The following is a 19756-nucleotide window of genomic DNA, read 5'->3' as shown; positions in this document are numbered from 1 at the left end:
TCCACTGTGGGAGCTGGCTTGCCAGCGATGAGGCCATCAAGTCCAGCGAAGATGTTGCCAGTTACGCCGCTATCGCTGGCAAGCCAGCTCCCACAAAGTCGTCATTGCCCCGGTTATTTGCTACTGGATCAGCGAGCCCCGCAGCGAGTGCGGCTGGGCGGCATCGATGTGCACGTCGGCAAACTGGCCAATCAGGGTTGGATTGTCGCAACGGAAGTTGACGATACGATTATTCTCGGTGCGGCCTTGCAGTTCGCCAGGGTCCTTTTTCGAATAATCGGTGACCAGGATCCGCTGGATCGAACCGACCATTTGTCGGCTGATTTCGAAACCTTGCTGGTTCAGGCGATGTTGCAAAGCATTCAGGCGCTCTTTTTTCAACGCTTCCGGCGTCTCGTCCGCCAGGTCGGCTGCCGGGGTGCCCGGGCGCTGGCTATAGACGAACGAGTAGGAAAAGTCGAAACCGACGTCCTCGATCAGTTTCATGGTCTGCTCGAAATCTTTTTCGGTTTCGCCCGGGAAACCGACGATAAAGTCCGAACTGATGCAAATTCCCGGAACGGCTGCACGCAGTTTGCGCAGCTTGGATTTGTACTCCAGCGCCGTGTGGTTGCGCTTCATCGCCGAGAGAATCCGATCGGAACCCGACTGCACCGGCAAATGCAGGTGTTTGACCAGTTCCGGTACTTCGGCGTGGGCCTGGATCAGGCTGTCGGAGAACTCCAGCGGGTGTGAAGTGGTGTAGCGGATGCGGTCGATGCCATCGACAGCCGCAACTACGCGGATCAGCTCGGCCAGGTCGGCCAGGCGTCCGTCGTGAGTGGCGCCACGATAGCCGTTGACGTTCTGGCCCAGCAGGGTCACCTCACGCACGCCATTTTCGGCCAGGTGGATGATCTCGGCGATCACGTCGTCGAACGGGCGGCTGACTTCTTCGCCGCGGGTGTAAGGCACCACGCAGAAAGTGCAGTACTTGCTGCACCCTTCCATGACCGACACGTAGGCGCTTGGGCCGTCGATGCGCGGCTCGGGCAGGTGGTCGAATTTTTCGATTTCCGGAAACGAGACGTCGACTTGCGGCAACTTGGTGGCACGCGCGGCGTCGATCATTTCCGGCAGGCGGTGCAGGGTCTGTGGTCCGAATACCACGTCGACATAGGGCGCGCGGTCGCGGATGGCCGCCCCTTCCTGGCTCGCCACGCAACCGCCCACGGCGATCACCATGTCCGGGTTGGCCAGTTTCAATTCGCGCCAGCGGCCGAGCTGGGAGTACACCCGGTCCTGGGCACGTTCGCGGATCGAGCAGGTATTGAGCAAGATCACGTCGGCATCTTCAGCGCGAGCGGTGACTTCCAGGGCCTGGTGTTCACCCAGCAAGTCGACCATGCGCGAGCTGTCGTACTCGTTCATCTGGCAACCGTGGGTTTCGATGTAAAGTTTCTTGGCCATGGACAGAGTCATCACGTGATTCAAAGAACCGCGCATTATAGGGAACATGGCCCCATGTTCCTACCGCTGTGCGTCCGGCGGCTATGCTATAGTTCGCGCCCTCATTTTTATCCCCCGATGTGTTGCTCGCCCACCATGACCAAACGTGAAGCTCCAATCTACAAGGTGATTTTCCTCAACCAGGGCCAGGTGTACGAAATGTATGCCAAACAGATCTATCAAAGTGATCTGTGGGGTTTCCTGGAAGTGGAAGAATTCGTCTTTGGCGAGCGCACGCAAGTGGTCGTCGATCCGAGCGAAGAGAAGCTCAAGGCTCAGTTCGAGGGTGTGGTACGCAGTTTTGTGCCGATGCATTCGATTGTGCGCATCGATGAAGTCGAGCGCCTGGGTACGCCAAAAATCAGCGAAGCCCGTGGCGCGGTCGGCAATGTGATGCCGTTTCCGATGCCGATGCCTGACAAGTAAGCCTTCGAGACCGCGTCGACCCTATCGCTGGCAAGCCAGCTGCCACAGTAGATCTGCGGTGTTCACATTATTTGTGAACGACAGCGCCGCTGTGGGAGCTGGCTTGCCAGCGATGGGTCGTCAGATTGAAGCAAAAACTAGGGAAGTGGCGAAAACGGCGTACGCCCATCCGCGCTTTGCAATTCCATCAAGTACTTGCGGAAAATCTGCCCGAGCACCTGAGTGGCCACCTCAAGTTCTTCACGCGGCATCTTCTCGGCCACCTCGTCGGCAGTGTCCAGCGCATCCTCCGCGCCATTGACCGCCGCCATCTTCAGCACGATATACGCCTGGACATTGTTGGCCGGCACGCCTTCGCCGTGGAAGAACATGGTGCCGAGCTTGAATTGCGCCTGGGCGTGGCCTTGCAGTGAGGCTTTTTCGAAGTAGCTCAGGGCTTGATTGAGGTCGCGCGGCGCATTTTTGCCGTCGTAGTAGAACTCACCCAACTCGTATTGCGCCTGTGCATCCCCTTCATCCGCGGCTTTCTGGCAGGCAGCAAGCGCCTGGGCCAAGTCCTGCGGCTGAGTATTGAGGGTGCAGCGACCCATCGCTGGGATTAACAACGAGTTGCCGCCTGCTTGTACAAGCAAGGGCTGAAGGAGCAACAGGCAGCCCAGTGCAAGGGCGCGGCCGGTGCGGTTCATGGGAATCGACTTACCTCTGAAGGGCGCGCGGACCCATCGAGGGGATCCAATAAGCGCGCATTATGAAATAAGCAGGGCCATCCTTACAAAGTCTTTACTCGTTTTTCTGCTGCGAGGGAAATATATAACCCACTTTGCGGGAAAAACCTGGCAGATGAGCAGGAAAGGGGGCGCGGATGCAGGGATTACTGACGCTGGCAATCGCCAGCGTCAGCGGCACGGCATTACTTCAAGGCAGCGAATGCACGTTCAGCGGCATCCAGCGTCAGTTTCAACTCGGCTTCGCCATGGGCGATCGAGGTGAAACCGGCTTCGAATGCGCTTGGCGCCAGGTACACGCCGCCTTCGAGCATCAGGTGGAAGAAACGCCCGAACAGCTTGGCATCGCTGGCCATCACGTCGTCGAAGGTCACGATGTCATCGGCACCACTGAAGTACAGGCCGAACATGCCGCCGGCCTGGGTGGTCACGAACGGGATACCGGCTGCATCGGCGCGTTGTTGCAGGCCATCGAGCAGGCGACTGGTGTAGTCGGTCAACTCGGCATGGAAGCCAGGACGGCTGATCAGGCGCAAGGTGGTCAGGCCCGCCGCCATTGCCAGCGGGTTACCCGACAGCGTACCAGCCTGGTAAACAGGCCCCAGTGGTGCAATGTGCGACATGATTTCACGCTTGCCGCCGAAGCAGCCAACCGGCATGCCACCACCAATGATCTTGCCGAAGGTGGTCAGGTCCGGGGTCACGCCGTAATGCGCTTGTGCACCGCCCAGTGCCACACGGAAACCGGTCATCACTTCGTCGAAAATCAGCACCACGCCGTGCTTGTCGCACAGGGTCCGCAGGCCTTCGAGAAAGCCCGGTGCCGGAGGAACGCAGTTCATGTTGCCGGCCACCGGCTCGACGATGATGCACGCGACTTCCTGGCCCACTTCAGCCAGCATGGTTTCGACCGCGTCGATGTCGTTGAAGGGCAAAGTCAGCGTGTGTCTGGCGAATGCCGCCGGTACACCTGCCGAACTCGGCACGCCTTGGGTCAGGGCGCCGGAACCGGCCTTGACCAGCAGGCTGTCGGAGTGACCGTGATAGCAGCCTTCGAACTTGATGATGCTGTCGCGCCCGGTAAAGCCGCGGGCCAGGCGAATGGCACTCATGGTCGCTTCGGTGCCGGAGCTGACCATGCGCACCATTTCCATTGAAGGCACGAGCGAGCACACCAGATCCGCCATCTGGGTTTCCATCTCGGTCGGTGCGCCATAGGACAGGCCGTGCTCAAGCTGCTTGCGCACGGCGTCCAGAACGTCCGGGTGGCTGTGGCCGAGGATCATCGGGCCCCACGAGCCGACGTAATCAACGTAGCGCTTATCGTCTTCGTCGGTGACGTAGGCCCCTTCAGCGTGTTTGAAAAACAGCGGCGTACCGCCAACGCTCTTGAACGCGCGCACTGGCGAGTTCACACCGCCGGGGATGTGTTTCTGGGCATTGGCAAATAGCGTTTCGGAACGAGACATGATCGGACTCTCAAATCAGATTTTAAGCGACTTAAATGGAAAGCAGTTCGTTGAACGCGCGGGCGCGGCGTGTGACTTCAGCCGTGCTTTCGGCGCCAAACAGGCCGTGGACCACCGCCAGCAGATCGACCCCGTGGGCCACCAGCGGCTCCGCGTTTTCCAGGGTGATGCCACCGATTGCGCAGATCGGCAAATGCAATGTGCTGCGAGCCCGATCCAGCAGTTCGAGGCTGCAGGTCGGCGCGCCGGGTTTGGTGGTGGAATTGAAGAAGCGACCGAAGGCAACGTAACTGGCGCCTTCTTTGGCGGCCTGCTCGGCAAGGTTGATCTGCGCGTGGCAGGTCGAACCGATAATTGCCTGGCGGCCCAGTAATGCGCGGGCCGGGGTCAACGGGCCGTCGGTCTGGCCGAGGTGTACGCCAACGTTCAGGCGCGCAGCCAGCTCGGCATCGTCATTGATGATCAGCCGGGTCTTGTACCGGTCGCACAGATCCCGCAGGGTTTCGGCCTCGCGCAGGCGCCGGGCTTCGTCCGTACTCTTGTCGCGGTACTGCAGCAGGGTGACGCCACCTTCCAGCGCCGCCTCCACGTACGAGAGGAATTTACCGGCCAGCAACTGGCTGTCGGTGATGGCGTAAAGGCCACGTAGTTTCATCGGACAAGCCTCACCGCATGACTAATGGGAAGTTACGAACAGAAATCCAGCGGCAGGCGGCGTGGCACAAATTGACCTTTACCCAGCTGCTCCGCATCACGCAAGGTGCGCCATGTGTAGTTAAGCGCGGTCTGCACGGCACTGACGAGGTTTTCACCCTGCGCCAGACGACCGGCCAGGGCGCTGGCCAGGGTGCAGCCGGAACCGTGATAACTGCCGGGCAAACGCTGGCAGGTGAAGGTTTCGCGGCGACCGTCGCGGGTGTACAGGCGGTTGTGAATTTCCTGCTCGTCGCCGTGACCGCCGGTGATCAGCAGATGCTTGACGTAGGGCAGCAGTTTTTCCGCGCATTGGTCTGCCGTGCCTTCGGGGAGCTCGGCGAGGATGCGCGCTTCGGGCAGGTTGGGGGTGGCAATGATCGCCAGTGGGAGCAGGCGTTCGCGCATCGCGTAGCCGACTTCGTCCTTGCCCAGGCGTCCGCCGCCGCCCGCGCGCAGTACCGGGTCGCAAACCATCGGCAAGTGCGGATGCGCCTGCAGCAGCTCGACCACGGTGTCGACCATTTCCAGCGAACCGAGCATGCCCAGCTTGACGGCGGCGACTTCGGAATCGTTGAGCACGGCGTTGGCCTGGGCCAGCACCCATGCTCGGTCGAGTACGCGGAAATCAGTGACGTTGACCGTGTCTTGCACAGTCAGCGCGGTGACGGCCGGAGCCGCATGACAACCCTGGGCGAGCAGGGCTTCGATATCTGCCTGCAAGCCGGCGCCACCACTGGGGTCGTGGCCGGAGAGACAGAGGACAACGGGGCGGGAGCTGTAGATATTCATGGTGCGCGAGCTTACCACCAGTCACTCGACTCATGACAGTGGACTCTGTAGCAGCAGGGTCGCTCCCACAGTCGGCATGAGGGGGGCAACCGCTCTAGCTCAATAGATAGCGCTGCAAAGCCCGTACTAGAGCCTTTCGAGTATATTTTTCAATGGTGTTCATTGGCCACTAACGGCTATGCTAGAGTGGATCCAAATCAATAACAGGTAATACCGGTTTTACGTCTACTCAAAGGGAATGAGGGGCTTCCTGAGATAACCGGACCGGCCACGCTGGGGCTTAGATGCACTATTTGCTGATGTTGCTGCTCTGCTTTCCCCTTTTGGCGAGCGCAGTCGAATTCGACGAGAACACTCAAAGCCTGCCATTGGGCCGAACCCTGCAAGTGTTCGAAGACGCGGGCGGGCAAGCGACCATTGCCGACGTCCGTGCCGAGGATGCCGCAGGACGGTTCAAACCCCACGATAATGCCACCCTCAACGCCGGCTATTCGCGTTCAGCGTTCTGGCTGAAAATCGACCTGCACTATCGTCCGAAGAATCCAGCGACGCAAAGAACCTGGCTGCTGGAACTGGCCTATCCGCCCCTCGATCATCTGGATCTGTATTTACCCGACGCTGCGGGCGAATACCGACTGGTGCGCCAGACCGGCGATGCCTTGCCTTTCTCCACCCGCGAAATTCGCCAGAACAATTACCTGTTCGATCTCGATTTCACCCCCGACCAGGCGCAAACCCTGTACCTGCGCCTGCAAAGCGAGGGGTCGATCCAGGCGCCGGTGACCTTGTGGTCCAGTACCGCGTTTCTCGAAGAGCAACCGCTGCGCCTGTATGTGCTGGGCCTGATCTACGGTGTGTTGCTGGGGATGCTGGTCTATAACCTGTTCATCTACCTGAGCGTGCGGGACACCAGCTACCTCTATTACATCTTCTATATTGCCTCGTTCGGCCTGTACCAACTGTCGGTGAACGGTGCGGCCGTGCAATATTTCTGGCCGGACAATCCCTGGTGGGCCAACGCCGCCACACCGTTCTTCATCGGCTGTGCCGGGTTGTTTGGCAGTCAGTTCGCCCGCAGCTTCCTGCAGACGGCCACCTACAGTCGCTGGCTCGATCGCTTGCTGCTGGCGCTGGTTGTGTTTGGCGCAGTGGTCATCGGTTTGTCCCTCATGACCAGCTACGCCCTGGCCTTGCGCCTGGCCACGGCCCTGGCGCTGATTTTTACCGTGGTGATTTTTGCCGCAGGGATCTTCGCCTGGCTGCGCGGTTTGCGCGTGGCGCGGTATTTCATCATTGCCTGGTCGGCCTTTTTGCTCGGCGGCATCATCAACACACTGATGGTCCTGGGTTACCTGCCAAACGTATTCCTGACCATGTATTCCAGCCAGATCGGTTCGGCCATCGAAGTGGCACTTCTGTCCCTGGCGCTGGCCGACCGCATTAATGCCATGCGCGAGCAGCAGGCGCAGACCCTGTTTGATGCCGGGCAGAAGCTCGAAGTGCTGAACCAGCAACTGGCGCACAGCAACCGGCTCAAGGACGAATTCCTCGCCACCCTGACCCACGAGTTGCGCACGCCCATGAACGGGGTCATCGGTTCGCTGGAGCTGATGCAAACCGTCGCGATGGATCCGGAGCTGGAGCAGTACCAGCAAACGGCGGCAGGATCTGCCCGGGACATGATGCGCATGGTCAACGGCATCCTCACGTTGACCGAGTTGCAGGCCGGCAGGCTTACGGCCAGCGCGGCGACGTTCAGTCTGCGCAGCGTGATCGAAGCCTTGCGCCTGCAGTTCGAGAGCAATGCCCTGAGCAAGTCGCTGGACTTCAAGGTCGACGTGACACCGGGCCTTCCAGACCGCCTGCACGGTGACAGCGCCAAGCTGATGCAATGCCTGGAATGCCTGCTGGACAATGCGATCAAGTTCACCCGGGTCGGTGGGCTGGCGCTGCGCGTCACAGGCAAACCTGCGCAACCTGGAAGAATGGCGCTGTGTTTTGCGGTGATTGATACCGGTATCGGTTTTACCGACCTGGGGGAGGCGACCATGTATCAGCGCTTCTTCCAGCTCGATGGCTCAATGACCCGCGAGTATGGCGGGCTGGGCGTGGGTCTGGCCATTTGTCGGCAGCTGGTCGAGTTGCTTGGGGGGCGACTGACGCACCGCTCCGAGCCAGGTCGCGGCAGTCGTTTCCAGCTGGACGTCGAATTTGAACTGTCAATAACGCAATCCCCGCCCCGCACTTCACAGCATTACTCGCGCCTGCGCCAGCCGCGAGATTGCAAGGTGCTGCTGGTGGACGGGAACACCGTCAACCAACTGGTTATCCGCGGCATGCTGCTCAAGCTCGGGTACCAGGTGCGCACAGCCGACAGCGGGTCGGCGGCACTCGATTACCTGCAGCGGGAGGCGTTTGATGCGGTATTGCTCGACTGCCAATTGCCGCCATTCAACGGCATGCCCGTCAGTAGCCAGATCCGTACGCTGGCGGGCTGCGCCGAGCTTGCGGTCTTCATGATTGCCTTGAGCATCGATCGCGAGCACTGCACCGGCGCCAGTTTCATCGACTACTTGAGCAAGCCGGTGAAGTTCGAGGATTTGCAGGCGGCACTGCAACGCCGGGTGCTGGGTTTTGAGCAGGGCGAAAGCGCCGCCAATTAGGCAGGTATGACACTTTGAACGCTCAGGGGGCAGTGCTTAACTGAAAACCCCTTGGCCGACCAAAGGAGCCCCGTCATGAACCTGCATCAGTTCGCCGAAACCCACGAAGTCACCAACCAGCCACCGTCGCTGGATGGCGCCAACCTGTACCGCGTCGATTTGCCGCTGCAGCAATGGTCGCGGCATTTTGGCGCCGGCTGGGCCGAATCGCGCATTGATGCCTACGGTGCGCTGGCCGGTGGGCCGCTGATGGCAGCCGGGTTCCTGGCCAACGAGAACAAGCCGGTATTTTCCAGCCACGACCGATACGGCCATCGCATCGACCTGGTGGAATTTCACCCGGCCTATCATGAGTTGATGCGTACGGCGGTCGAGCATGGCCTGACGTCGTTGCCCTGGGCGCAGCCGCAGCCGGGAGCGCACGTTGCCCGCGCCGCCATGACCTATCTGCATAGCCAGGCCGAAGCCGGTAGCGGTTGCCCGCTGACCATGACGTTTGCCAGCGTGCCGGCCCTGCGCCTGCAGCCAAATCTGGCTGACATTTGGCTGCCGAAAATCCTCGCCACCGAATACGATCCGCGCAACATCGGCATGGCGCACAAGGCGGGCGTCACCATCGGCATGGCCATGACCGAGAAACAGGGCGGCACCGATGTTCGGGCCAATACCACCAAGGCTTATCCGGTTGGCGCCAGTGGACCGGGCCAGGCGTACGAACTGGTGGGTCACAAGTGGTTCTGCTCGGCGCCGATGTGCGATGCCTTCCTGACGCTGGCCCAGACCGACAAAGGCTTGACCTGCTTCCTGTTGCCGCGCCATCGCCCGGACGACACTCGCAACCAGTTCTACATCCAGCGCCTCAAAAACAAGCTCGGCAACTGCTCCAATGCCTCCAGCGAAGTAGAGTTTCGCGGCGCGCTGGCGTGGATGGTCGGCGAGGAAGGGCGCGGGGTGCCGACCATCATCGAGATGGTGGCCATGACTCGCTTTGATTGCATGGTCGGTTCCAGTTCGCTGATGCGCCAGGCCTTGACCCAGGCGAGCCATCACTGCGCGCACCGCAGCGTCGGGGGCAGGCTGCTGAGTGAGCAACCGCTGATGCAGAATGTGCTGGCGGACCTGGCCCTGGAAAGCGAAGCCGCCCTGGCCTTGAGCCTGCGCATGGGCCGCGCCCTGGATCATTTGGCTGACGATCATGAAGCAAAATTCGCCCGGCTGGTGACCGCCGTGGGCAAGTACTGGATCTGCAAACGTGCACCGGCCATGATCAACGAAGCCGCCGAATGCATGGGCGGTGCGGGGTATGTCGAGGACAGCATCCTGCCGCGCCTGTACCGCGAGGCGCCGGTGAACTCAACGTGGGAAGGCTCCGGCAACGTGCAGTGCCTGGACGTGCTGCGGGCGTTGTCGAAAGAGCCCGGCGTGCTCGATGTGCTGTTCAGTGAACTGGGCGATGGCCATGGCGACAAGCGCCTGGCGGCGCATATCCACCAGCTGCAGGCAGCATTCAAGGACACGGGCGATATCCAGTACCGAGCCCGCCAGCTCACCGAGGACATCGCCCTGGGTTTGCAGGCCAGGTTGTTGCTGGAGGCGGGTAATGCTGCCGTCAGTGATGCGTTCATCGCCAGCCGACTCGGCTCGAACGGCCGCGTGTATGGTGCGCTGCCACGCGGCCTGGAGGTAGAAGCGATCGTCGCCCGATCAACCCCGCAGATGATTTGAAGGGCAAAAGATCGTCCGAAGGCTCGGGCCGCGTTCGGACGATCTTTTTTTCACTGTTCCCGTCCGACGACGATGCAGGCAAGATGAAGCTCTGCAAGTCAGAACACAGGATGCTGATCGTGACCGAAGCTTTTATTGTCGTTCAAACCGCCGAGCAAGCCGTGGATCGGCTTGCGCTCTTGCACGAACGTGCAACCACTGCGCTGAATCAGGCGCTCAAGCGTTACCTCAAGGATCGTATAGAACCGGACGCCGAACAGCGTGCGATGTTTCGTTATCCCGAACTGCGTCTGACCTATCACTGCCAGGGCGAAGTGCCGCAGACCACCCGCGCCTACGCCAAGGTTCAACTGCCGGGCACTTACAGTGTCACCGTCACTCACCCTGCGGCGTTTCGCAAATACCTGCTCGAACAGCTGGTGCCGCTGATGCATGACTTCACCGTGACCGTGGAAGTCGGGATCAGCCAGCAGAACATTCCCTATCCGTACGTGGTCGAGCAAGGCGACGAGCTGGCGGGTTCCGGGGTAACGGCTGCCGTCCTGGCACGCGTCTTCCCCAGTACCGACCTGTCCGCCGCCACCGATGGCATTGCCGATGGCCTGTACGACTGGGAAAACACCGACCCGCTGCCACTGGCCCTGTTCGACGCCGCACGGGTGGATTTCTCCCTGCGTCGCCTGGTGCACTACACCGGCAGCGACTGGCGCCATGTGCAGCCGTGGATCCTGCTGACCAACTACCACCGCTACGTCGACCAGTTCATCGTGCATGGCCTTGAGCAGTTGCGCAGCGACCCGCGTTTCGTGCGCATGGTACTGCCGGGCAACGTGATCATTGAAAAGAGCATGGACCACGGCGAGGCATCGGCCATTGCCGCAGGCGTGGTGTGGCATCGCTACCAGATGCCGGCCTATCACCTGATCGCCAGCGATGGTCATGGCGTGACCCTGGTGAATATCGGCGTCGGCCCCTCCAACGCCAAGAACATCACCGATCACCTGGCGGTACTGCGCCCGCATTGCTGGCTGATGATCGGCCACTGTGGCGGCCTGCGTCAGTCCCAGACCATCGGCGACTACGTGCTGGCTCACGCCTACATGCGGCGCGACGGCATTCTCGACCGGGTGGTGCCACCCAATATCCCGATTCCGGCCCTGGCAGAAGTGCAGATGGCCTTGCAGCAGGCGGCGGCGAACATCACTGGCGAGAAGGGCGACGAGCTGAAGAAGCGTCTGCGCACCGGCACCGTACTGACCTACGACGACCGTAACTGGGAACTGCGCTGGGCCCAGGAGCGTCCGCTGATCAACCTGTCCCGCGCCGTGGCGGTGGACATGGAAAGCGGCACCATTGCCGCCCAGGGCTATCGCTTGCGGGTGCCGTACGGCACGTTGCTGTGCGTTTCGGACAAGCCGCTGCACAGTGAAATCAAGCTGCCGGGCTCGGCGAACGCGTTCTACGAGCGTGCGGTCAGCCAGCACTTGAAGATTGGCATCGAAGCGGTGGACCTGTTGCGCACGGAACTCAACTCGCTGCACTCGCGCAAATTGCGCAGCTTCGACGAACCGCCGTTCCGCTGATTGTTCTCATGGTCATTTGGCGGTCAGGGCACTAGCATTAGCAGCCCTGACCGTTAGATGTTCTCTTCGCCATGTCCCGTCCCCCACGTCCTGCTTCCCGCCGCCCCGGTGCGAACCTTGCGCCATCCGCCTCGGCCCCGCGCCGGGTCGCCAAAGCGCCGCCTGCCGAACCCCGGCTGATCCTGTTCAACAAGCCATTCGATGTGCTGACTCAATTCAGCGACGGCGAAGGGCGGGCGACGCTCAAGGATTACATCGAGATACCCGGCATCTACCCGGCAGGACGTCTGGATCGCGACAGCGAAGGCTTGCTGTTGCTGACCAATGACGGACAGCTGCAGGCGCGCATCGCCGACCCGAAACACAAGCTGGCCAAGACCTACTGGGTGCAAGTGGAAGGCGAGCCGAACGCTGTGCAGCTGCAGCGCTTGCGCGACGGCGTCGAGCTCAATGACGGCATGACCTTGCCCGCCGAGGCGCGGCAGCTGGAAGAACCGCAGCTTTGGCCGCGCAATCCTCCCGTGCGTTTTCGCAAGAGTGTGCCCACCAGTTGGCTGGAACTGGTGATTCGCGAGGGCCGCAACCGCCAGGTGCGGCGCATGACGGCTGCCGTGGGTTTGCCGACCTTGCGTCTGGTGCGCGTCAGAATTGGCGACTGGTCGATCGAAGGGCTCGATCAAGGCCAGTGGAAGGAAGTGCCGGCGCGTTTATAAGGCGCCGGACTCGATCAGGCCGATCACCACGCTCTTGATGATGAACGCGGCCACGCCCAGGCCCAGCACGAAGAACAGAATCATTGAACCGAAGCGACCGGCCTTGGATTTCTTCGCCAGATCCCAGACGATGAAACCCATGAATATGATCAGGATGGTGACCAGTCCGGTCATCATCCACTCTTCGAATACGGCAGGATCCATCGAAACTCTCCGGCGTGGGCGCGGCTAAAATTGCGGGGGGGCGAGTATACGCCACGCAAGGTTCGCGCAGCATTGACCTGCGTCGGTGTGCCGCAGTCATTGGTCGCCTTCGCCGGCCCTATCGCTGGCAAGCCAGCTCCCACAGGGTTTGTGCTCGCTCACAATCGTGAGTTCAACACAAAACCTGTGGGAGCGTGGCTTGCCCGCGATGGCGTCTTCAGCTGCGCAGATGTGTAAGCGGCAACTCGGTACTGTTCAAAACCTGGTTCAATACAAAACTCGAGCGCACACTCGTCACCCCGTCAATCCGGGTCAAGTGCCCCAGCAGCAGCTTCTGGTAGTGATCCATATCCGGCACCACTACCTTGAGCTGATAGTCGGCGTCCATCCCCGTCACCAGGCTGCATTCGAGCACCTGGGGCAAAGTGCGGATCGCCGCTTCGAAGTTCTCGAAGCGTTCCGGCGTGTGCCGGTCCATACCGATCAGCACGTACGCGGTCAGGCTCAGGCCGAGCATCTTGCGATCCAGCAGGGCCACCTGGCGGGTGATGTAGCCGTCGTCCTCCAATTGCTTGACCCGACGTGAGCAAGGGGAAGGCGACAGGCCTATGCGTTCGGCCAGCTCCTGATTGGAGATGCGCGCATCACGCTGCAATTCCGCCAAAATGCTCAAGTCGTATCGGTCGAGTTTGCTCATCATTCAGGCCTTTATCATAACTATTGCGGCAGATTATCTATCCAGGGTTAAAAATTGCGCAAGTGATGTTTAATTCAGCAATCTTCGCAATCCTCTGCCGCAGCCTCAAGCCTATTCTTATTACCAGAATCACTGCTCGGACAAACAGTCCACTGCAGCTCGCCCAATCAGGTCAGCTGCGGCCGCCACCCCCACCGGGGATGTGCCGGCCTCCGAGCTGCACACTGTCCAGAAGACGGCGTGAGGTGAGCCGACGTCATAAGCGTCGAGCACGGACGAAGTTCTCAAGGGGAGGCCGACGGGTCTCCCTTTTTTAATGCCTGCGAAAAATACTGCGCGACTGATAACCTGTTGCAGAACCGGCCTGTGCTTTCCCAGTCTTATGTACAAGCCCTGAGCTCCTGTGAGGAAAAGCATGAAGTCGCGCATCTGGCGTTTGGCCGGTGTTGGTTTGCTGTGCATCAGCGTCACGACCCAGGCGCTGGCTGACGAGCCGCAAAATCGGGGGCCTGGTGGTGGCCCGCAAGGTGATGCTCGCCAGGGCAATAATCCGGGGCGCGGTGGCAACGATCATTCGCAACGCCCGCAGAATGCGCCCCAGCAGAGTAATCAGCCCCGTGGGCAGGGCAACGACATCATTCGCGGTGACAACAGTCGACAGTTCGAGCACAACGGACCCAATCGCAACGGGCAAAGTCGCCCGCCACCGGATTACAACAGCCCGGTGCGACCACCGCCGCCTCCACCCCAATTACCCGCCAATGACCTGCCGATCCAGGGTCGCCCCGACAGCGTGCGCCAGACCCAGCAACCTCAGCGGGGCTATTATCAGGATGTGCCACGGCGCAACGATGCTAACCCGCAGTGGCAATTCGGCGGGCCGGGGGCGCGTCCCGATGACCATCGTAATGACAATCGCTGGCCCGGTCGCCCGCCTGGGCACGGTAGTGGCTGGGGACCTGGGCCGCAGTATCGTCCAGGGCATGTGATCGACCGCTTCCCGGACCGTGATTATCGTGTGCCCTACGGTGGCCGCGATTACTTCTACTCGGGCGGCTACTGGTACCGTCCACAGGGGCCACGTTATGTGGTGGTGCAACCGCCGCGCGGGATCCGGGTGGGCTACCTGCCCGATTACGCACGCGAGGTGTGGATCGGCGGTTCGCTGCTGTTCCTGGCGGCCGGTTCGTACTATGCCTATCAGGAAAGCACCCGGGATTACGTGGTGGTCGAGCCACCGGGACAACCGCTGCCACAGTCGGCCAGCAACGGCTACGACGTTGAAGCTTACCCGGCCAATGGACAGTCGCCGGAGCAGGTCAATCAGGACGGCTACGACTGCTACCGCTATGCAGTCGAGCAGAGTGGTTTCGATCCACGTGCCGACACTTATCAGCCGGACCCCTCGGTGGTGCAGATCTACCGGCAGGCCCAGGGCAACTGCCTTGGCAGTCGCGGTTATCAGGTCAGATTCTGAGCGCGGGCCGCTTGCACCACTTCTTGCGGGTCGGCGTGCACCAACACCTCGGCCCGTGGGTAGGCGGCGTGGATGGCATCGGCGGCCTGGTCGCTGATGCCGTGGGCCACTGCCAGGGTCAGGTCGCCTGGCAGCTCCAGGTGTAACTGCACAAACCACTGGTTGCCCGAGACCCGGGTGCGCAAGTCATGCGCACCCAGCACGCCCGGTACACTGCAGGCCAGTTCAAGCATGTGCTGGCTGACATCCGCTGGCAGCTCTTCATCCATCAGCACGGTAAAACTCTCCCGGGCGATCTGGATGGCGCTCCACAGGATGTAGGCGGCGATGCCCAGCCCGAACCACGCATCCAGCTGATGCCAGCCGAACGCCGCCAGCACCAGTGCCACCAGGATGCTGCCATTGAGCAGCATGTCCGAGCGATAGTGCAGCGAGTCGGCGCGCACTGCATTGGAGCCGGTGGCCTTGACCACACGATGCTGCAGCATCAGCAGCGCCAGGGTCAGTGCCAGGGAGAACAGGATCACCCCGATGCTGATCCAGGCTGCGCCTATCGGTTCCGGATGCTGCAGCCTGTCAAACGCCTGCAGGGCGATCAGCACCGCACTCCCGCCAATGAACAACGCCTGGGCCATACCGGCCAGCGACTCGGCCTTGCCATGGCCGTAGCGGTGATCGTCATCGGCCGGGCGCAGGGCGTAATGCACCGCCAGCAGGTTGAGCATCGAAGTGACGCCGTCCAGCGCCGAATCGGTCAGCCCGGCGAGCATGCTGACCGAGCCGCTCAACCACCAGGCAATGGCTTTGGCGACGATCAGCGTACAGGCCACCGCCACCGAGGCACGGGTCGCCAGCCGCAGCAGGCGGGCGTGTTCGGAGCTTGAGATCATAGGTGCGGCGGTTCCTTGCAACAGGTTTATGCAGCGGGTTGCAGGCCGAACATGGCCAACTGCTGGGTGCTGCCCTTGTGCTGGATCAGGCGTGGATCATCCAGCGGGAAGCTGCGGCCCAGTTCGGTTTCCAGGATGGTCTGCAATTTGCCGTTGTCGACCTTGCCGTCGGCGCCAATCGCTTCCTGGAGTTTTTCCGGAGCCACTTGGGCGGTCTTCCCGGGTTCGAAGTAGATCGCGCCAGTGGCGAAGTCCACGGCGAAGGCGATCAGGCCCGGGACGATGTAGAACAGCAGGCCCACGGCATCGAGCACGGCAATGGCCGGATCGATCTTGCCATCGATCTGGCCGCGGCGATCAGGGTAGAAGATCGATCCGCAGGCGGTCACTTGAGTCAGCAGGGTCGCAACTAGAACACCACCAATCAGGCGAAAGGGAGCACGCATTTGAATCTCCTTGAGTCATCTGGAAAACGAAGCGTCGTCGGTATGAATTAGGACCGTGAGAAACGCCAGGCAGTTCGCCGTTATACTCGCGCCTCTGTTTGGGAGCCAGCATGATTTCTTTACCGATCGATGAAGTTTTACCCGCCCTGCGTGAAGCCTTGGCCGCACGTCATGAAGCGGTGCTCGAAGCACCGCCCGGCGCGGGCAAGACCACTCGGGTACCGCTGGCCTTGCTCGACGAGCCCTGGCTGGCCGGGCAGACCATCCTCATGCTCGAACCACGACGTCTGGCCGCGCGAGCGGCGGCGGAGCGCCTGGCCAGTGAGTTGGGCGAGAAGGTCGGGGAAACCGTGGGCTATCGGATTCGCCTGGACAGCCGGGTGGGGCCCAACACCCGTATCGAAGTGGTCACCGAAGGTATCCTCACTCGACGCCTGCAGGATGACCCGGCCCTGGAAGGCGTGGGCCTGTTGATCTTCGACGAATTCCACGAGCGCAGCCTGGATGCCGACCTGGCCCTGGCCCTGAGCCTCAACGGCCGGGAACTGTTCCGGGAAGACCTGCCGCTGAAAATCCTGCTGATGTCGGCCACCCTCGAAGGCGAGCGCCTGGCCGGGTTGCTCGATGATGCGCCGATACTGCGCAGCGAGGGGCGCATGTACCCGGTGGCGATGCGCTGGGGCAGGCCGTTCCAGGCGGGTGAATTCATCGAACCGAGACTGGTGCAGACAATACTTGAAGCCTTGAACGATGAAGCCGGCAGCGTTCTGGTGTTCCTGCCCGGGCAGGCGGAAATTCGGCGGGTGCATCAACAGCTGGCCGATGCGCTGGGCGACAGTTCCCAGGTTCTGCTCTGCCCGCTGCACGGCGAGCTGGACCTTGGCGCCCAGCGCGCGGCTATTGAGCCGGCTCCTGCGGGCAAGCGCAAAGTAGTGCTGGCCACCAACATCGCCGAGACCAGCCTGACCATCGACGGTGTGCGTGTGGTGATCGATGCCGGGCTGGCGCGGGTGCCGCGCTTCGACCCCGGCAGTGGCATGACCCGCCTCGACACCCAGCGAATTTCCCGTGCCAGTGCCACCCAGCGTGCGGGCCGGGCCGGGCGCCTGGAGCCGGGGGTGTGTTATCGCCTGTGGTCCCAGGATCAGCACGAACAGCTGGCGGCCTATGCCAGTGCGGAAATCCTCTCGGCTGACCTTGCCAGCCTGGCCTTGCAACTCGGTCGCTGGGGTGTAACGCCCGGGCAACTGGTCTGGCTCGACATCCCGCCGGCCGCCGCCTATGCGCAGGCGCAGGATCTGCTGCAACGCCTGGGCGCTCTGGATGGCGAGACGCTGACCCGCCACGGCCAGGCCATGGCCGAGCTGCCGGCGCATCCACGTATTGGTCATTTACTGTTGCGCGGCCAGGACCTGGGGTTGGCAGACATGGCCTGCGACGTCGCGGCTCTGCTGGGGGAGCGCGATATCCTGCGCGGCGCCGGTGCCGATCTGCATAGCCGGTTGGTCCTGTTGTCCGGCGCGGAACGCCCCTCGCGTGGCGCCCAGGGCGGCGTCCAGCGTGCGCGGCAACTGGCACGGCAGTATCGCGGCTACCTGCGGGGCAAGGCGACGCAGGCGGTCAGTGATCCCGAACATCCACGCTGGCTGGGCGCGCTGTTAGCGCTGGCCTATCCCGACCGCGTGGCGCAGCAACGCCGTGCCGGTGGCGCCGAGTATCGCCTGGCCAACGGCCGGGCGGCGCTGTTCGCCGAAGCGGACAGCCTGATGAAGCAAGCGTGGCTGGTGATTGCCGACCTAGGCAGTCGCCAGGGCCAGCGAGAGGAACGGATTTACCTGGCGACGGATTTTGATCCGGCGCTGTTCGACTCCGTGCTGTGCGAGCAGGTGCGCATAGTCGACCAGCTTGACTGGGATGAGCGCGAGGGCGTGTTGCGCGCCGAGCGCCAACGCAAGGTTGGGGAACTGATCCTCAGCCGCGAGCCGTTGACCGGCCTGGATGAAAGCGCCCGGAGTCAGGCGCTGGTCAATCTGGTGCGGCGCAAGGGCCTGGAGCTATTGCCGTGGACCCCGGAGCTGCGCCAGTGGCAAGCGCGAGTGGCGCTGTTGCGCCAGCTGGATCTGGCGGGGAAGGGTGAGAGCGAATGGCCGGACGTCAGCGACGCCGCGTTGCTAAAAAGCCTTGAACACTGGCTGATGCCGTATCTGGGCAAGGTTTCGCGGCTGAGCCATTTCAGCAACCTGGACCTGTCGAGCATCGTCCACAACCTGTTGCCCTGGCCGCTGCCGCAACGCCTGGACGAGCAGGCGCCGCATCACCTGAGCGTGCCGTCGGGCTCTTCGATCCGCCTGGATTACAGCGAGCAGCCACCGATCCTGGCGGTACGCTTGCAGGAACTGTTCGGCCTGTCTGACACCCCGCGCATCGCCGGCGGCAGGCAGTTGGTGAAACTGCACCTGCTATCCCCGGCGCGCCGGCCGGTGCAGGTGACCCAGGACCTGGCGAACTTCTGGCGCAGTACCTACGCCGAGGTGAAGAAGGACTTGAAAGGACGATACCCCAAGCATTACTGGCCGGATGATCCGTTGGTGGCAGAGGCGACAGCGCGCATAAAACCGCGCAAAAGCTGAAGATCAACAGATCGCAGGCTATGCCAGCGCCTACGTTGGCTCGCATTCAAATGCAGGAGCCTGCGATCTTTTGACGGTCAAGTGGCCGCCTTGGCCGTCAGCTGCTCCCGACAGTAATCGGCAAACAACTGCGCCGGCTTGGTCAACTGGCCGCGCTTTAACCACGCCGCCACCAGCCCGGAGCCGGTGACTGCCTCGGCGATGTCCACGCACACCACCTTCTTGCCGTCATAAGTGCATTCCGAGTGCGGCCGGGTTACCAGGATCGAGAAGCCGAATCCTTGCCCGACCATGCCCCGGACCATCTCGATCGACGGCGAGCTGAAAGCGATATGCGGTGCCAGGTCGAGCTCTTCGAACAGGCTGACGAAGTAAGTTCGACTGGGCTGCACGTCCAGCAGAATCATCGGCTCCAGGCACAGGTCCCGCAGCGACACCTGCTTGAGCCGGGCGAATCGATGATCCTCGGGCAGCAATGCATAAGGCCGTTGCGCCGGCATCAGCGGTTCGGTTTCGATGGTCGCATCCAGGTCGTGTTCGTACAGGATCGCCAGGTCGAAAGCGCCCGAGGTCAGACCCTGCACCAGCTCTTGCTGCTCGCCGTCGCGAATGCGGATTTTCACACCGGGGTACAGTGCCGAGAAGCCGGCGATCAACTGCGGCAGGTACAGCGGTGCAACTGTTTCAAAGCAGCCGATATCGATTTGCCCGGCCACCACGTCGTTATCGGCCAGGGCGTTCTGTTCGAACTCCTTGGCCATGCGCAGCAGTTCCTGGGCCTTGCGATAGAAGCGTCCACCGCTGGGCGTCAATGACACGCCCTGGGCGTGATGGCGAATCAGCAACTGCACGCCGAAGCTGTCTTCCAGGCCTTTGATCGCGGTGGAAATCGCGGGCTGGGCGATATACAGCTTGCGTGAAGCCTCGGCGACGCTGCCGCATTCGACGGTGGTGATGAAGTATTTCAGTTGACGCAGATTGTACGCAGCCACGGCAAACCTCGGATTGGATGGGTACGACATCCAGGCAATTTTGCGCCGACGGCTTCCGTTCTGACGACGGTGTTGTTGTGCCCGAACAATAACCACATAGGGCGTCACCGGGGAGATGGGTTGCCCAGTTTTTTCATGGTCTG

General features: G+C 61.7%; 17 protein-coding genes. 7 read left to right on the top strand and 10 right to left on the bottom strand.

Translation table 11 applies throughout. From position 1 onward, the window contains the following. Window positions 1-120 precede the first annotated feature (120 nt). A complete protein-coding gene (gene miaB, locus HYI44_RS13855) occupies window positions 121-1449 on the bottom strand; it encodes a tRNA (N6-isopentenyl adenosine(37)-C2)-methylthiotransferase MiaB (RefSeq protein ID WP_163019395.1) in 1329 nt (442 codons plus the stop codon). A 135-nt stretch (window positions 1450-1584) separates the two neighbouring features. On the opposite strand from miaB, the gene HYI44_RS13850 reads away from it, so the two are divergent. Then, window positions 1585-1914 (top strand): DUF1820 family protein, encoded by a 330-nt coding sequence (locus HYI44_RS13850; protein WP_045062075.1) that lies wholly within the window; start codon window positions 1585-1587, stop codon window positions 1912-1914. A 137-nt stretch (window positions 1915-2051) separates the two neighbouring features. Here the strand turns inward: HYI44_RS13850 and HYI44_RS13845 are convergent, their stop codons facing one another. From HYI44_RS13845 to HYI44_RS13830, 4 genes are all read right to left on the bottom strand, one after another. Further along, window positions 2052-2600, bottom strand: coding sequence for a tetratricopeptide repeat protein (locus HYI44_RS13845; RefSeq protein ID WP_225569633.1), 549 nt, complete (start codon window positions 2598-2600; stop codon window positions 2052-2054). 224 nt (window positions 2601-2824) lie between these two features. After that, window positions 2825-4108 carry a glutamate-1-semialdehyde 2,1-aminomutase gene (gene hemL, locus HYI44_RS13840; protein WP_225569632.1) on the bottom strand — a complete coding sequence of 428 codons (1284 nt, stop codon included), beginning with the start codon at window positions 4106-4108 and terminating at the stop codon, window positions 2825-2827. Between the two features lie 31 nt (window positions 4109-4139). Continuing rightward, window positions 4140-4763, bottom strand: coding sequence for a thiamine phosphate synthase (gene thiE / locus HYI44_RS13835; protein ID WP_122838943.1), 624 nt, complete (start codon window positions 4761-4763; stop codon window positions 4140-4142). 32 nt (window positions 4764-4795) lie between these two features. Continuing rightward, window positions 4796-5593: a hydroxymethylpyrimidine/phosphomethylpyrimidine kinase gene (locus HYI44_RS13830; RefSeq protein ID WP_045062071.1), complete on the bottom strand. Its 798-nt coding sequence runs from the start codon at window positions 5591-5593 to the stop codon at window positions 4796-4798. A 284-nt stretch (window positions 5594-5877) separates the two neighbouring features. Here HYI44_RS13830 and HYI44_RS13825 point away from each other — a divergent pair, with 284 nt between their 5' ends. The 4 genes from HYI44_RS13825 to HYI44_RS13810 all read left to right on the top strand — a co-directional run bounded on the left by HYI44_RS13825 (window position 5878) and on the right by HYI44_RS13810 (window position 12277). After that, on the top strand, window positions 5878-8256 hold the full coding sequence (locus HYI44_RS13825; RefSeq protein ID WP_225569631.1) for a hybrid sensor histidine kinase/response regulator: 2379 nt from the start codon (window positions 5878-5880) through the stop codon (window positions 8254-8256). A 75-nt stretch (window positions 8257-8331) separates the two neighbouring features. Beyond that, window positions 8332-9981, top strand: coding sequence for an acyl-CoA dehydrogenase family protein (locus HYI44_RS13820; protein WP_122838945.1), 1650 nt, complete (start codon window positions 8332-8334; stop codon window positions 9979-9981). Window positions 9982-10064: 83 nt separating this feature from the next. Next, complete coding sequence (amn, locus tag HYI44_RS13815) at window positions 10065-11564, top strand: AMP nucleosidase (RefSeq protein WP_177328595.1); 1500 nt, start codon at window positions 10065-10067, stop codon at window positions 11562-11564. A gap of 71 nt (window positions 11565-11635) precedes the next feature. Next, window positions 11636-12277 carry a pseudouridine synthase gene (locus HYI44_RS13810; RefSeq protein WP_122838946.1) on the top strand — a complete coding sequence of 214 codons (642 nt, stop codon included), beginning with the start codon at window positions 11636-11638 and terminating at the stop codon, window positions 12275-12277. On the opposite strand, the gene HYI44_RS13805 is transcribed toward HYI44_RS13810, so the two are convergent. Both HYI44_RS13805 and HYI44_RS13800 read right to left on the bottom strand, forming a co-directional pair. Continuing rightward, window positions 12272-12481, bottom strand: a complete 210-nt coding sequence (locus HYI44_RS13805) for a DUF2788 domain-containing protein (protein WP_122838947.1) — start codon at window positions 12479-12481, stop codon at window positions 12272-12274. The genes HYI44_RS13810 and HYI44_RS13805 overlap by 6 nt on opposite strands. A 217-nt stretch (window positions 12482-12698) precedes the next feature. Beyond that, window positions 12699-13178: an Lrp/AsnC family transcriptional regulator gene (locus tag HYI44_RS13800; protein WP_045062103.1), complete on the bottom strand. Its 480-nt coding sequence runs from the start codon at window positions 13176-13178 to the stop codon at window positions 12699-12701. A gap of 415 nt (window positions 13179-13593) precedes the next feature. Here HYI44_RS13800 and HYI44_RS13795 point away from each other — a divergent pair, with 415 nt between their 5' ends. Further along, window positions 13594-14655: a DUF6515 family protein gene (locus HYI44_RS13795; RefSeq protein WP_225569630.1), complete on the top strand. Its 1062-nt coding sequence runs from the start codon at window positions 13594-13596 to the stop codon at window positions 14653-14655. Here HYI44_RS13795 and HYI44_RS13790 read toward each other — a convergent pair. Further along, window positions 14640-15545, bottom strand: a complete 906-nt coding sequence (locus HYI44_RS13790) for a cation diffusion facilitator family transporter (RefSeq protein WP_225569629.1) — start codon at window positions 15543-15545, stop codon at window positions 14640-14642. The genes HYI44_RS13795 and HYI44_RS13790 overlap by 16 nt on opposite strands. A 26-nt stretch (window positions 15546-15571) precedes the next feature. Continuing rightward, entirely contained in the window at window positions 15572-15991 is a 420-nt protein-coding gene (locus HYI44_RS13785) for a polyribonucleotide nucleotidyltransferase (RefSeq protein WP_225569628.1), read from the bottom strand. Window positions 15992-16101: 110 nt separating this feature from the next. Between HYI44_RS13785 and hrpB the strand changes: the two genes are divergently transcribed. After that, window positions 16102-18621: an ATP-dependent helicase HrpB gene (gene hrpB, locus HYI44_RS13780; protein WP_225569627.1), complete on the top strand. Its 2520-nt coding sequence runs from the start codon at window positions 16102-16104 to the stop codon at window positions 18619-18621. Window positions 18622-18698: 77 nt separating this feature from the next. On the opposite strand, the gene HYI44_RS13775 is transcribed toward hrpB, so the two are convergent. Next, window positions 18699-19613, bottom strand: coding sequence for a LysR substrate-binding domain-containing protein (locus HYI44_RS13775; protein WP_225569626.1), 915 nt, complete (start codon window positions 19611-19613; stop codon window positions 18699-18701). Window positions 19614-19756 lie beyond the last annotated feature (143 nt).

The sequence above is a fragment of the Pseudomonas sp. Y24-6 genome (assembly GCF_020295325.1).
Lineage (GTDB): Bacteria > Pseudomonadota > Gammaproteobacteria > Pseudomonadales > Pseudomonadaceae > Aquipseudomonas > Aquipseudomonas gregormendelii.
The sequence above is the reverse complement of the archived record's forward strand: the minus strand, read 5'-3'. Positions and strand labels throughout refer to the sequence as shown.